This is a genomic window from Pseudomonas sp. Leaf59, assembly GCF_920984685.1.
Taxonomy (GTDB): Bacteria; Pseudomonadota; Gammaproteobacteria; order Pseudomonadales; family Pseudomonadaceae; genus Aquipseudomonas.
Genome location: NZ_CAKLBR010000016.1, coordinates 51,269 through 66,085, shown reverse-complemented (window position 1 = coordinate 66,085; position 14,817 = coordinate 51,269). Strand labels below are relative to the sequence as shown.

Genomic DNA, 14,817 nt, shown 5'->3' with positions numbered 1-14,817 from the left:
GGAGATGGGCGTATTCTTCGCCCTTATCAACAGGAATTAAAATGAGCGAAAGCTTTGCGGAACTCTTTGAAGAAAGCCTAAAAACCCTGAACCTTCAGGCAGGCTCCATCATCACCGGTGTTATCGTTGATATCGATTACCAAGCTCGCTGGGTAACCGTTCACGCTGGTCTGAAGTCTGAAGCTCTGATCCCGCTGGAACAGTTCTACAACGATGCTGGCGAGCTGAACATCAACGTCGGTGACGAAGTTCACGTTGCTCTGGACTCGGTTGAAGACGGTTTCGGTGAAACCAAGCTGTCCCGTGAAAAAGCCAAGCGCGCTGAATGCTGGATTGTTCTCGAAGCAGCCTTCGCAGCTGAAGAAGTGGTCAAGGGCGTTATCAACGGTAAGGTTAAAGGCGGCTTCACTGTCGACGTTAACGGCATCCGTGCGTTCCTGCCAGGTTCTTTGGTCGACGTTCGTCCAGTGCGCGACACCACGCACCTGGAAGGCAAGGAACTCGAATTCAAGGTCATCAAGCTCGACCAGAAGCGCAACAACGTTGTCGTTTCCCGTCGTAGCGTCCTGGAAGCAGAGAACTCCGCCGAGCGTGAAGCTCTGCTGGAATCCCTGCAGGAAGGCCAACAAGTCAAAGGTATCGTCAAGAACCTCACCGATTACGGCGCATTCGTCGATCTGGGTGGCGTCGATGGCCTGCTGCACATTACCGACATGGCCTGGAAGCGTATCAAGCATCCTTCCGAAATCGTCAACGTTGGCGACGAGATCGATGTCAAGGTTCTGAAATACGATCGCGAACGCAACCGTGTTTCCCTGGGCCTGAAGCAACTGGGTGAAGATCCATGGGTTGCTATCAAAGCGCGTTACCCGGAAAGCACCCGCGTGACCGCGCGTGTAACCAACCTGACCGACTACGGCTGCTTCGCTGAGCTGGAAGAAGGCGTGGAAGGCCTGGTACACGTTTCCGAAATGGACTGGACCAACAAGAACATCCACCCTTCGAAAGTCGTACAAGTCGGCGACGAAGTGGAAGTTATGGTTCTGGACATCGACGAAGAGCGTCGTCGTATCTCCCTGGGTATCAAGCAGTGCAAATCCAACCCATGGGAAGATTTCTCCGGCCAGTTCAACAAGGGCGATAAGATCTCCGGCACCATCAAGTCGATCACCGATTTCGGTATCTTCATTGGTCTGGACGGCGGCATCGACGGCCTGGTTCACCTGTCCGACATCTCCTGGAACGAAGTCGGCGAAGAAGCTGTTCGTCGTTTCAAGAAGGGCGACGAGCTGGACACCGTTATCCTGTCGGTTGACCCAGAGCGCGAGCGCATCTCCCTGGGTATCAAGCAACTGGAAAGCGACCCGTTCTCTGAATTCGTTCAGGACAACGACAAAGGCGCAATCGTTAAAGGCATCGTGAAAGAAGTTGACGCTAAAGGCGCCATCATCACGTTGGCCGACGATATCGAAGCGACTCTGAAAGCCTCCGAAATCAGCCGTGACCGCGTTGAAGACGCGCGCAACGTTCTGAAAGAAGGCCAGGAAGTAGAAGCCAAGATCATCAGCGTTGACCGCAAGAGCCGCGTAATCCAGCTCTCCATCAAGTCGAAAGACGATGCTGAAGAGAAAGAAGCCATCCAAAGCTTGAAAGACAAGCCTTCGGATAGCATCACTGCTGGTCCTACCACTCTGGGCGACCTGTTGCGTGCACAAATGGAAAAGCAGAACTAAGTTCTGTCAGACCATAGAAAAAGGGCGACTTCGGTCGCCCTTTTTTGTGTCTGAAATTCGTTGAATCATCCTCGGGTATCTCTGGTCTACAGGTCGTTGTCAGAACTGGCTATAGTCATAGTAAAAGCGCTCTCGGCGTTTTGTTTCAATAAGGATTTGAATGAACAGGCTTATCGTAGTGCTCGTATTGGTGATGCTGTCAGGCTGTTCCGTCACTAGCGCAAAAACGCACGTCAAGCGCGGTGTGAGTGGGATAGAGATCGACTGCTCGGGCCTTGGCGGTAATTGGGAGAAGTGTGAGAAGCGCGCTGCTCGCGAATGCAAGATGCAGGGCTATAAGGTGATCACGCGCTCCAGCGACGCGAAGGATGAAGAGGGCGATTACTTGTTTGGTTGGAATCCTGCCGGCGCAGTCACTCGAACGATGTTGGTCATCTGTAAATGACCCACCGCGGTGCCCATCAGGCAGCGCTATTAACCTGCACATAAGTATTGCGTGGGCTGTTCAAATTCATCAAGTCATGCTAAAACCTTCGGAGCGCTTTTCCTAGCTGCTTGAAAAAGAAGGGAAAAATATGACGAAGTCGGAGTTGATCGAACGAATTGTCACCCATCAAGGGCTGCTCTCATCCAAGGATGTTGAGCTGGCTATCAAGACTATGCTTGAGCAAATGTCCCAGTGTCTGGCCACCGGCGATCGCATCGAGATCCGTGGCTTCGGCAGTTTCTCCCTGCACTACCGCGCGCCCCGCGTTGGCCGCAATCCAAAGACAGGCCAATCCGTCAGCCTCGACGGTAAATTCGTCCCTCACTTCAAGCCGGGCAAAGAGTTGCGTGACCGGGTGAACGAAGAAGAGGAAGAAGGCGTCTGAGTGTTTTTGAGGTAGGAGAAGGTTATGCGTGGGGTTAAGCGCGTTGTTGCGGTATTCGCGGTACTGATCGTTGCTTTGATAGTCCTGGCGTTTGTATTGGAAAATCAGCAGGGCGTATCGCTTTCGTTTCTGGGGCAGGCTACTAGGGAGTTGCCTGTTTCGGTGTTTGTTGTGGTGGCGTTGATTGTTGGGATGGTGATAGGGCCGTTGCTGGGTGTTTTGGTAGGGCGTCGTCATCGCAGGTCTATGGCAGGCGGGCGAAGCTGAAGTCTGCTCTCGCTTGTTTGGATTGGACTGAGTAAAGGGTCATGACCGCCTGTCAGAAAATATCGTTTGCGGGTAAGTCCAGGTCCCCAGGCGCTTTTCTACTTGGGAGTGCCTAGAGGCTTGGGGTTTCGTTAAATCATTGGCTGTGATCTGTCAGATCCGAAACTCTCCTTCCGCCTCGTTGTCGCCCAGCATGACTGATATTGGTTTTTTTGGCGTTGTAGGTAAAGGCCTACAGACATGTCAAGTCTTGTAATAAACCAGAGAGATGGCAAAATGAAATCTGTTCTCGATAACAGGCAGTTTGTGCGCTCGGAATTTGGCAGAGACGCTCGGTTCAGGCGGTCATCCAATTAGAACAAACACACAATTTGTCTGCATAACGAGCCCGCAGTTTCTTCTTGAAGGCAGGTTTTTGTTGTGAGTAGTAGTCTTCGCGTCATTCCGGTACCCCCTGCGGCAAAATTCGGCCTTGAAATGCTTTTTCATGGGCTCTGGCAAAATAAGGTTCTAATTTTTGCCGTCGTCGTGCTTGCCGGCGCTCTGTCGGCTGTTTACGCCTTTTTAGTTACGCCAGAATATCAAGTGACCAGCGTCCTGCGCCCTGCCGCAATTAACGAACTGGACGCTTTGAATCGGTCTGAAGTCTATACGCTTCCACCGGCGCAGGCGTTGATTAAAGTGGGGGAGGCGCTTGAGTCTTACGATATTCGTCTTGGTTTCTTTCGCTCGCATCAAAATCTGTTCAAGGCTTTCTCGCGCCCAGGGAGAACATTGGAGCAGAGTTTTGAGGAGTTCAACAAAAATTCAATAAATCTTGAAGTTCCAGATTCCAAGAAATCGGACGAATTAAGCAACTATATTAAGCTTGAAATGACCTACCCCAAGGGGATAGATGGGGTGTCTATTCTCAATGGGTTTGTCGAATACGCAATTAATGCGCAGCGGCAGCAGATTGCTGCTGACTTGAGTGTGATTGTTAAAAATCGATTAACGGAAATTGAAGGAAAGTTGAGCGCCGCTCGCTCAAGTTACGAAATGGATAAAGAGGCCAGGATTGCAAAGTTGGCCGAGAAAGATGTGCTTCGTCGTGCTCAATTGCAAGATGAGCTCAAGGCACTGCGCGCTCAGCTAAAGGCCGCTCGTAGCGATCGACTGGCGCTGTTGGGTGAATCCATTGCAATTGCTAAATCACTTGGAATACAAAAACCATCTACGCTTTCGTCATTAGGTGATAAAAGCAATAATCGGTCATCCAGCGTCATTCGTACCGAAATCAATAATCAGCAACTCCCTCTGTACTTCATGGGGGTCGAGGCGCTGGAGGCAGAGCGTAGCGCTCTGCTACAGCGTAAGAGTGATGACTTTACCGATGTCCGTATCGCGCAAATCGCCAAGGACCTTCAATTGCTGCAGTCTAATCGCGAGATTGAATTGCTGAACAATCGTAAAAACGAAGATTTGTTTTTGAGTAATGTCGCGCCTCTTCGGGGGGAGCAGGCCCGGCTCCGTAGTCTGAATCTTGATATGGCGCAGTTGAAATTGGTCGTCATAGATAAGCTGGCGCTCGAGCCGATTAAGCCGATTAAACCAAAAAAGGCTCTTATTCTGCTGTCTGGTCTTATTATGGGCGGGGTCCTCGGTGTTTTGATCGCCCTGGCGCGTTCGCTGCTGTTAATTAAGCGTAGCGCCGCAGTTGGTAGGTCATCTCACTCACCGCCTGTACACGCAGAGGTAGAAAAAAGTGAGCGGTAGGCTGATATGAGGTTACCAGGCGCGCTGGCTTCAGGTGTTGATTTGCTGACCTGAAGCCAAAACGCTCACGCATTCATGGTGCCGGTAGCATATCTGGCTTTGGCAGATACATGTGGTGCGGTTTATGTTCTGCTGGCGCTTATTTGGTGAAGCATCTCGTAGTATTATGCTTACCAAACGTCCTCGCTCAAGGGTGTAGCGGGTTTACGCTGTTTTTGCAGGTGTTGACTTTTGAACGGTTAAGCTCGGCTAAACCATCCGGGTACAGGCATGGCAAAGTGATATTGGCTTGAGCGATCAATCAGTTGGCGCGCAGAAAGCGCCAGCAAGCAGCTGGAGATTTCTTGCCGGTGGGCGAGCTCAGCTTGCGGGGGACCTGCTGTCAGAGGTCTTGATTCACGGGGATGTTGAAGTATTCAGCGCTGAAGATGGTTCAGTGAAATTTTATTTTATTATTAGGCTTTAATTATGCAAAAACTGGAAGATATTAAGCTCGCCATTATAGGTCTTGGATATGTTGGCCTGCCCCTCGCGGTGGAGTTTGGCAAGCATCGGACGGTGGTTGGGTTTGACATCAACCAGCCGCGTATCCAGGCCTTGAGAGCCGGGCACGACTCCACGCTGGAAGTGAGCGATGAGGAGTTGAAGCAGGCCGGTAAGCTCAGCTTCAGTTTTAATCTGGACGAATTGTCCAGCTGCAATACGTTTGTGGTGACAGTGCCTACGCCGATTGATGAGTACAACCAACCAGACCTTACGCCACTGATCAAGGCATCAGAAAGTATCGGTAAGGTGCTGAAGAAAGGCGACCTGGTTATTTATGAGTCGACCGTCTATCCCGGCGCAACTGAAGAAGACTGTGTGCCCGTCCTTGAGAAATTTTCCGGATTAAAATTCAACGTCGATTTCTTTGCCGGATACAGCCCTGAGCGTATTAATCCGGGAGACAAGGAGCATCGTGTCACTACCATCAAGAAGGTGACTTCTGGATCCACACCTGAGATCGCCGATCTGGTGGATGCTCTTTACAACCAGATCATCATTGCGGGCACGCACAAGGCAAGCAGCATTAAAGTTGCCGAAGCGGCGAAAGTTATTGAAAACACCCAGCGTGACTTAAACATCGCTCTGATCAATGAGCTGGCCATTATTTTCAATAAAATGGGTATTGATACGGAGTCAGTGCTCCAGGCTGCGGGCACGAAATGGAATTTCCTGCCATTCCGGCCAGGCTTGGTGGGCGGGCACTGCATCGGCGTAGACCCCTACTACCTGACTCACAAGGCTCAATCCATCGGCTATCACCCCGAAATCATTCTTGCGGGACGCCGTCTCAATGACGGAATGGGCGCGTATGTGGTCTCCCAGTTGGTAAAAACGATGGTTAAGCGCCGTATTCATGTCGATGGCGCTCGTGTATTGATTATGGGCCTGGCGTTCAAGGAAAACTGCCCGGACCTGCGTAACACGCGAATCGTGGATATTGTCAATGAGTTGAAAGAGTACAACATTGCAGTGGATATTTATGATCCATGGGTCAGCCCTGAAGAGGCCAACCATGAATATGGCATAACGCCTATTGCCGAACCGGGCACTGATGTCTATGACGGTATTGTGCTGGCCGTTGCGCATAATGAATTCAAGGCTCTGGGTGCTGAAAAAATTCGCAAGTTTGGTAAGGCTGAGCATGTTCTCTACGATCTGAAATACCTGCTGAGCCGTGAAGAGTCTGATATTCGTTTGTAATTTTATTTATGCGTTCTATTTTTCAATAAACGAAGAGCCAATTTATGTCCCGCTATGAAACGCTCCTGGAAACACTCAAGACTTCACCTAAAACGTGGTTGATCACTGGAGTGGCTGGATTTATTGGCTCCAATTTATTGGAGACTTTGCTTGGCCTGAATCAAGTTGTTGTCGGCCTTGACAACTTTGCGACGGGCCATCAGCGCAATCTCGATGAGGTTAAAGGTACGGTCACTGCGCAGCAGTGGGCTCGTTTTAGCTTCATCGAAGGTGACATCAAGGTATTGGATGACTGTCAGCGCGCATGTGGAGGGGTGGATTACGTATTGCACCAGGCGGCGCTTGGGTCGGTACCACGATCCCTCAATGATCCAATCGCTACGAATGCTACCAATATTGATGGGTTCCTTAACATGTTGGTGGCGGCCAGGGATGCGCAAGTAAAAAGTTTCACTTACGCTGCCAGTAGTTCTACTTACGGAGATCACCCGGGTTTGCCGAAAGTGGAAGACGTTATTGGCAAACCACTCTCCCCGTATGCAGTTACCAAGTATGTCAACGAGCTCTACGCGGAAGTATTCGCTAGGTGTTATGGTTTTGAAACCATCGGTCTGCGTTACTTTAACGTGTTTGGTAAGCGTCAGGATCCGGAGGGTGCCTATGCTGCGGTGATCCCTAAATGGGCCGCTTCCATGATTAAGAATCAAGAGGTTTTTATTAATGGAGACGGCGAAACCAGCAGGGATTTCTGCTTTATCGAGAACACAGTTCAAGCCAATCTGCTGGCCGCTACCGTGACTGAGTCCGCAGCGCGAAATCAAGTTTATAACGTCGCGGTCAGCGGGCGTACCGACCTTAATATGCTGTTTTCTGCGCTACGCCAGTCGTTGTCGCAGCACGGTATAAGTTATGAAAAATCGCCCGTGTATCGTGATTTTCGTGCAGGCGATGTTCGGCATTCTCAGGCTGATATCGGAAAGATAAAAACGCTGTTGGGCTATGAGCCGAAGTTTGATATTCAGCAGGGTATTGCGAAAGCAATGGGCTGGTATTCGACTTTTCTGAAGTAATGGTTGCTTGCCTTATTTTCGGAGTGTCTCAGGCGCCCAATCTAGGGGCGCTCGAGCCTTTTGTTTTATTGTGCCTGCGGGCGGCTCACCGAAGAATTCGGCGTCGATGAGTGCTGTACGCCCATTTATTTCTAATGAAATTTCAAAGGTTTTTTATTTTGTTAACGATAGGTCGTCCCCTGCTTTAGTTGTTCACGGCATACGATGCTGGTGACATCCTGAGACTGCTTGGGATATCTCGTAAGCTAGGATCGCGATTAAATACGTTCAGGGGAATTGAGGCATGTGTGGGTTTTCTGGTTTCTTCGCATCAGCCCCTCTGGGTGATGGCGCAAATGACATCCTGGCGGCGATGGGTAACGCGATTTACAGCCGCGGCCCCGATGATGCCGGAACATGGTCGGACGCATCACTTGGAATAGGCCTGTCGCACCGTCGGCTTGCAATTGTCGATCTTTCAGCCGCGGGCCATCAGCCCATGCATTCTTCCAGCGGGCGCTACGTCATGGCGTTCAATGGCGAAATTTATAACCACCTTTCGTTGCGCAGCCTCCTCACCACCGAGTACGGCGAAACCTGGCGTGGGCACTCGGATACAGAAACCTTACTGGCCTGCTTCGAGCGATGGGGCGTGGAGAAAACCCTGCAGGCGACGGTAGGAATGTTTGCCATTGCGTTATGGGACACGCAGGAGCGCCAGTTGATACTGGCCCGCGATCGATTGGGAGAGAAACCGCTGTATTGGGGCTGGCATAACGATGTTCTGTTATTTGGATCGGAACTCAAGGCGCTTAAGGTACACCCGGCCTTTTCAGCCAATATCGATCGCGATGCTCTGGCACTGTACCTGAGGCACAATTATGTTCCGGCGCCGTACAGTATTTATCAGGGTATTGAAAAACTCGCGCCTGGACATTACGTCGCGATCTCGCTTGGGCAAAAGCGAGCGTCCGTCGATTTGATTCCATTCTGGTCTTTCAATGCTGCTGTAAAGGCCGGTCTCGGCAATCCACTGCAAGCCGATAGCAAGACTGTAGTGGACACGCTCGAGACCCAGCTTGATCAGAGTATTGGCATGCAAATGCTCGCCGATGTCCCATTGGGCGCGTTCTTGAGCGGCGGCGTCGATAGCAGCTTGATCGTGTCACTTATGCAGAAGCAAAGTTCGCGCCCGGTGAAAACCTTCACGATAGGTTTCAGCGAAGATGGTTTTAACGAAGCGGAGCATGCGCTCGCAGTTTCTCGCCACCTGCATACCGAACACAGTGAAATTTATATTCAAGCCAAGGATGCGCTGAATATCATTCCAGACTTGCCGCGCATCTATTGCGAACCGTTTGCCGACAGTTCGCAAATACCTACCTTCCTTGTCAGCCAAATGGCGCGTGAGCATGTCACCGTTACGTTGAGCGGTGATGCAGGTGATGAACTGTTTGGCGGGTATAACCCTTACCAGTTTGCGCCGCGCATATGGAGCAAGGTCAGCAAAGTACCAAGCGGACTGCGCCACGTGGCGGCGAGTTCGTTGAAGAAGTTACCGCTTAAAGGCAGGGCTGAAAAACTGGTTGATATTCTTGATTGTCGTAATCGCGAGGACTTCTATTGCCAGCTTGTCAGCCATTGGAAGACCCCCTCGAACGCGGTAATCAGTGGAAATGAAGGCCCGACATTGCTCAACACGCCAGCCAAATGGCCGGCTGTGACGGGCTTTGAAGAGTGGATGATGGCAATGGATGCTCAGACCTACATGGTCGACGATATCCTTGTAAAGGTGGATCGCGCTGCCATGGCTAACAGTCTGGAGACACGCGTTCCGTTGCTCGATCATCGTGTTGTCGAGTTGGCATGGCGTATACCTCTGGATATGAAAATTCGTGGAGGGGTCGGTAAATGGGCGTTGAAAGAGGTTCTATACCGCCACGTTCCACGCGCGTTGATAGAACGACCAAAAAAAGGGTTTTCCATTCCGATTGCGGCCTGGTTGCGCGGGCCTCTCAGAGAGTGGTCGGAAGTGTTGCTGAATGAAAAACGTCTACAGCAAGAAGGATTTTTTCATCCATCGGTGATCCGAAGGGTGTGGGAGCAACATCTGAGCGGCCGGGCCGACCATTCGAGCAAGCTGTGGGGTGTATTGATGTTTCAAGCTTGGCTGGAGGAGCAGGGACGTTGAAAGTAGCCCATATCATCGTTGGTCTGCATATTGGCGGTGCGGAGTTGATGCTGCTGCGCCTGTGTGAATCATTCAAGGCGCGTGGTGAGGATGAGCATCGCGTGATCTCCCTGACCGACCTGGGTGAAGTGGGGGTGCGGCTTCGAGCCAGCGGCATTGCCGTCGAAACCCTGCATATGCGCGGCAAGTGGGACTTGCTGGGCGTTACTATCAAGTTGGTCAGTGATCTTCGTCGGCAGAAGCCCGATATCGTGCAAACCTGGATGTACCACTCTGATCTCGTTGGAGGCATAGCAGCGCGTCTGGTCGGAGTGAGAGGTGTCATATGGGGCGTCAGGACTACGGATGTAAGCAGCGGCGGGGGCAAGGCCACGATTATCATTCGAAAACTGTGTGCGTGGCTCTCCAGATCCATCCCTGACGTGATTGTCTGCGCTGCACAAGCATCGCGAAAAACCCATGTTGAAGTCGGCTATGCGCCGGATCGAATGACGGTCATACCTAATGGCTTTGATCTTGCGCGACTGGTAGCCACACCCTCGGAGCGTGACGCCATTCGAGAAGCTCATGGCATTGGGCGTGATGAGCTTGTGATCGGCAGTCTCGGCCGTTTCAACGCGGTCAAGGACCACGCCAACTTTGTAAAAGCCGCAGGCATGGTTGCTGGTCAGTTTGCGAACGTCAGGTTTCTGATGGTAGGGCGCGATGTTGATCAGAATAATGCAGCGCTGATGGCCGATATTGCTTCCACCGGTCACGCAGATCGGTTTGTCCTGCTCGGTGAGCGTAAGGACGTTGCTGCCTGTTTCAAAGCCATGGATATTTTTTGCCTGCATTCATTCACCGAAGGCTTCCCCAACGTTCTTGGCGAAGCCATGAGTATGGCATTGCCTTGCGTCACCACCGATGTGGGCGATGCAGCATTCCTGTTGGGTGGATTGGGTCCGGTAGTGCCTGCACAGAATGCTCGGCGGCTATCCGAAGCATTCGTCTCGGTACTTTCTGCAACAGCGTCAGAGCGTGCCGCGATGGGGCAGAGCGTTTATAAGCGCATCGCCGAAAATTTCACAATGAAATGTACCGAGTATCAATACAAAGACCTATATCATCGCTTTCTTTCGAATCAGGGTGCCCAGTAAATGTGTGGTTTGAGCGGTATTTTCAGCTCGCGTAACGGCGAACTCGAGGCTGTTGTTCGGTTGATGAACACGTCGCTCACCCATCGAGGCCCGGACGACTCCGGTGTGTGGATCGACGGGAATGTGGGAATCGCTTTGGGGCATCGGCGTCTTGCAATTGTTGACCTTTCTGAAGCTGGCCATCAACCGATGCATTCCAGTTGCGGACGATTTGTCATCGTCTTCAACGGCGAGATCTATAACCATGCCGAACTGCGGCAAGCGTTGCACGACGATGGTCTTATCTCGACGGGCCTGAAAGGCCATTCGGACACCGAAGTGCTTCTGGCCGGGCTTGCAAGCTGGGGCGTTGAAAAGACTTTGAGTGCGTCGGTGGGCATGTTTGCGTTCGCGCTGTGGGATCGGCAAGAGCAGGTCCTGACGCTGGGCCGTGATCGTATGGGCGAGAAGCCGCTTTATTATGGCTGGCAGGATGACATCTTGCTCTTCGGCTCGGAGCTCAAAGCCATCAAGGCGTTTCCGGCGTTTCGCGCGGAAATTGACCGCAATGCGTTGACGCTGCTGCTTCGTCACAATTGCATTCCGGCCCCTTACAGCATTTACAAGGGCATCGCCAAGCTTCAGAGCGGTCATTATGTTGTCCTGCCTCTTACTGATCTCTCAGCTGCGAAAGCTGCCATTGCTCAGCCTTACTGGCGCTTTAATGATGCGGTGGCCAAGGGGCTTGCTGATCCGTTCACCGGCAGCCCCGAGGCGGCGACTGATCTGCTCGAGGCTCAATTGCGGTCGAGCATTGGTCAGCAAATGCTGGCCGATGTACCGGTGGGCGCTTTCCTGAGCGGGGGCGTGGACAGCAGCGCGGTTGTGGCCCTTATGCAAACACAGAGCACCCAGCCGGTACGCACGTTCACCATCGGCTTCGATGAGGGAGGGTTCGACGAGGCGGTACATGCCAAGGCTGTGTCCAGGCACCTGGGCACCCAGCACACTGAGCTGTATGTACGTCCTCAGGACGCTGCAGCGGTAATACCGCGCCTGTCTTCCATGTATTGCGAACCTTTCAGCGATAGCTCGCAGATTCCCACCTTCCTTGTCAGTCAACTGGCCAGCCAACAATTGAAGGTTGTACTCAGTGGGGACGGCGGTGACGAATTGTTCGGTGGCTACAACCGGTACCTGAGCGCAAAAAAGATATGGTCGAAGATGCAGCATGTGCCGTCGTTCGCGCGACAGGCCAGCGCGAGCCTTTTACGATCGGTATCTCCCACCACGTGGGACAGTCTTTTCAACCTGGCAAAGCCGCTGCTTCCCAGCAGGTTTCATGTGAGCGGGCCTGGGGACAAGGCGCACAAACTGGCCAACGTGTTGAAGCTGGCGGACGGGCATGAATTCTACCTTCAACTGAACAGCCATTGGAGCGATCCGGCCAGCGTTGTCATCGGCGGTGAAGAGCCTGCGACAATGTTTACCGACGCATCCCGCTGGCCGAAGACCGATTCTTTCGAGCATTGGATGATGGCGATGGATGCTCAGACCTATATGTCGGATGACATCATGGTCAAGCTGGATCGGGCCTCCATGGCGGCGAGCATAGAAGGGCGTGTTCCCATGCTCGACCACCGAGTGGTCGAATTGGCGTGGCGTATGCCGCTTGATCTGAAAATCCGTAATGGTCAGGGGAAATGGCTGTTGCGTCAGGTCCTTTATCGCCACGTCCCGAAAGAGCTGATCGAGCGTCCCAAGCAAGGGTTTGGTATCCCGCTGGGTGAGTGGTTGCGCGGTTCTTTGCGCGAATGGGCCGAATCCCTCCTTGATGAAGCTCGCCTGGTCCGGGATGGCTACTTTCGGCCTGAGCCCATCAGGAAAATGTGGAGCGAGCATCTTCAGGGGCGAGGTAATTGGCAGTCTCACCTGTGGACCATCCTTATGTTCCAGGCGTGGTTGGATGAGCAGTGATGATTAAAACGTTGTTGTTTATAGTCAATGATCCGGGATTTTTTCTGTCCCATCGTCTGGCTGTTGCCAAAGGTGCGCAGGCGGCTGGCTATAAGGTTCATGTCGCCTGCATGCCAGGTGCTGCGGTTGCTGCAATCACGGCACAGGGTTTTGAGTTTCATCCTCTGCCGCTATCGCGCAGTGGCCGTAATCCGTTGGCGGAGCTGGGGCTGATGTTCACCATCTGGAAGTTGTTATGGCGCTTGAAGCCAGATGTGCTTCACCTGGTGACCATCAAGCCGGTCCTTTATGGCGGCGTTGCTGCGCGCTTCGCTCCCGTTAAAGGCGTCGTCACGGCCATCTCCGGGTTGGGTTTCGTGTTTCTTTCCAAGGGCACCAAGGCTGCGCTGGTTCGGCGTCTGGTCAGTGCTTTTTATCGCCTGGCGTTGGGTAAGCGTAATCTGCGCTCGATCTTTCAAAACCCTGACGACCGAGACCTGTTGCTGGCGATGGGCGGGCTTACCGAGGCCAAGGTTGTGATGATTCGTGGCTCGGGTGTCGATCTGGCACTTTATGCGCACGTTCCAGAACCTCAGGGGCTACCTGTAGTCTGTCTCGCTGCGCGGCTTTTGCGCGATAAAGGCGTGGTGGAGTATGTTGAGGCTGCCAGGATATTGGCCAAGCGCGGGGTACAAGCCCGCTTTCAATTGATTGGCGATGTCGACCCTGGTAACCCTGCCACAGTCACCAGGGCTGAACTGGATGCGTGGCGCCAGGAGGGTATTGTCGAGTTGCTGGGATATCGCGACGATATTGCGCAACTGTTTTCAGACGCCAATATCGTAACCTTGCCCTCCTACCGTGAAGGGCTGCCGAAGGTGCTGGTTGAAGCTGCCGCCTGTGGTCGAGCTGTGGTTACCACCGATGTTCCCGGCTGTCGTGACGCAATTGACCCCGGCGTCACCGGGCTGCTGGTGCCGGTACGGGATGCACACGCGTTGGCCGATCAACTGCAACTGCTCATTGAAGATCCGGCGCTGCGGCGTCAGATGGGCGCTGCGGGTCGAGAACTGGCGGTACAGGCGTTTGCGATCGAAAAAATCGTGGAACAACATCTTGAGGTCTATCGTCAGTTGGAGCACACGGCTTGAATCATCAACACACATACTTCGTCACGGGTGCCAGCGGCTTCGTAGGTTCGGCAGTGGTCGAACGGCTGTCCTCGATGGCAGGCTGCACGGTGATGGCTCTGATTCGTCGCGATGGTGTTGCACTGCCGGCAACGGTCTCCCCGGTGAGAGCCGGCCCGGATTATCTGGCTGGCGAACCGCTTCCTCTTTGCGGTGTTGACGTTCTGGTGCACTGCGCTGCACGCGTTCACGTAATGTCCGATGCTTCCAGCGATCCGCTGACCGAATATCGCAAGGTCAACGTGGTGGGCACCTTGAAGCTGGCTGAACAAGCTGCGCAAGCGGGTGTGAAACGCTTTGTGTTCATCAGTTCGATAAAGGTCAACGGCGAGGGCACGCGTCCAGGGCAGCCTTACACCGCAGATGACGTCCCGGCTCCAGGTGATCCTTATGGCGTTTCCAAGATGGAAGCCGAGCAGCAACTTCGGTTACTGGCGCAGAACACGGGCATGGAAGTCGTCATAATTCGTCCGGTGCTCGTTTATGGTCCAGGGGTCAAGGCCAATTTTCGCAGCATGATGAGTTGGCTGAACAAAGGTGTCGTGCTGCCTCTGGGCGCCATTGGCAACCAGCGCAGCCTGGTCGCACTGGATAACCTGGTGGACCTTATCGTAACTTGCATGACCCATCCGGCTGCGGCTGGCCAGACGTTTCTGGTCAGTGACGGTGAAGACCTCTCGACCACCCAGTTGCTCAGGCGCATGGGGGCGGCGCTGGGTAAGCCGGCACGACTGCTGCCGGTGCCAGCCGTGCTGCTGGAGTGGGGGGCGGCATTGATTGGTCGCAAGTCTATCGGCCAGCGGCTGTGCGGGTCTTTACAAGTCGATATTACAAAGGCACGGGATCTGCTGGGGTGGGTGCCGCCCATGTCTGTTTCCGAAGCACTGAAAAAGACGGCGGCAAGTTTCAAGGAAGTTTGATTTAGAAGGAGGGTCCGTTC

Annotated in this window: 12 protein-coding genes; all 12 read left to right on the top strand. The window is 53.1% G+C overall.

Translation table 11 applies throughout. The features are described from left to right. The first annotated feature begins 41 nt into the window (after positions 1-41). A complete protein-coding gene (gene rpsA, locus LUB09_RS17200) occupies positions 42-1,733 on the top strand; it encodes a 30S ribosomal protein S1 (RefSeq protein ID WP_231423143.1) in 1,692 nt (563 codons plus the stop codon). 160 nt (positions 1,734-1,893) lie between these two features. Then, entirely contained in the window at positions 1,894-2,178 is a 285-nt protein-coding gene (locus LUB09_RS17195) for a hypothetical protein (protein WP_231423142.1), read from the top strand. Positions 2,179-2,308: 130 nt separating this feature from the next. Then, positions 2,309-2,605 (top strand): integration host factor subunit beta, encoded by a 297-nt coding sequence (ihfB, locus tag LUB09_RS17190; protein ID WP_003189779.1) that lies wholly within the window; start codon positions 2,309-2,311, stop codon positions 2,603-2,605. A gap of 24 nt (positions 2,606-2,629) precedes the next feature. After that, the gene (locus LUB09_RS17185) at positions 2,630-2,872 is read left to right on the top strand and encodes a lipopolysaccharide assembly protein LapA domain-containing protein (RefSeq protein ID WP_231423141.1); all 243 of its coding nucleotides are present in this window, start codon (positions 2,630-2,632) and stop codon (positions 2,870-2,872) included. A 420-nt stretch (positions 2,873-3,292) separates the two neighbouring features. Then, on the top strand, positions 3,293-4,627 hold the full coding sequence (locus LUB09_RS17180) for a Wzz/FepE/Etk N-terminal domain-containing protein (RefSeq protein WP_442964105.1): 1,335 nt from the start codon (positions 3,293-3,295) through the stop codon (positions 4,625-4,627). Between the two features lie 468 nt (positions 4,628-5,095). Beyond that, a complete protein-coding gene (gene tviB / locus LUB09_RS17175) occupies positions 5,096-6,373 on the top strand; it encodes a Vi polysaccharide biosynthesis UDP-N-acetylglucosamine C-6 dehydrogenase TviB (protein WP_209980379.1) in 1,278 nt (425 codons plus the stop codon). 44 nt (positions 6,374-6,417) lie between these two features. Further along, positions 6,418-7,443 (top strand): NAD-dependent epimerase/dehydratase family protein, encoded by a 1,026-nt coding sequence (locus tag LUB09_RS17170; RefSeq protein ID WP_231423140.1) that lies wholly within the window; start codon positions 6,418-6,420, stop codon positions 7,441-7,443. A gap of 283 nt (positions 7,444-7,726) precedes the next feature. Then, positions 7,727-9,613 (top strand): asparagine synthase (glutamine-hydrolyzing), encoded by a 1,887-nt coding sequence (gene asnB / locus LUB09_RS17165; RefSeq protein WP_231423138.1) that lies wholly within the window; start codon positions 7,727-7,729, stop codon positions 9,611-9,613. Further along, the gene (locus LUB09_RS17160) at positions 9,610-10,752 is read left to right on the top strand and encodes a glycosyltransferase family 4 protein (protein ID WP_209980389.1); all 1,143 of its coding nucleotides are present in this window, start codon (positions 9,610-9,612) and stop codon (positions 10,750-10,752) included. The genes asnB (LUB09_RS17165) and LUB09_RS17160 overlap by 4 nt, the downstream gene beginning before the upstream one ends. Continuing rightward, the gene (asnB, locus tag LUB09_RS17155) at positions 10,753-12,708 is read left to right on the top strand and encodes an asparagine synthase (glutamine-hydrolyzing) (RefSeq protein ID WP_209980392.1); all 1,956 of its coding nucleotides are present in this window, start codon (positions 10,753-10,755) and stop codon (positions 12,706-12,708) included. Next, entirely contained in the window at positions 12,708-13,838 is a 1,131-nt protein-coding gene (locus LUB09_RS17150) for a glycosyltransferase family 4 protein (RefSeq protein WP_209980394.1), read from the top strand. The genes asnB (LUB09_RS17155) and LUB09_RS17150 overlap by 1 nt, the downstream gene beginning before the upstream one ends. Continuing rightward, complete coding sequence (locus LUB09_RS17145; protein ID WP_231423135.1) at positions 13,835-14,797, top strand: UDP-glucose 4-epimerase family protein; 963 nt, start codon at positions 13,835-13,837, stop codon at positions 14,795-14,797. The genes LUB09_RS17150 and LUB09_RS17145 overlap by 4 nt, the downstream gene beginning before the upstream one ends. Positions 14,798-14,817 lie beyond the last annotated feature (20 nt).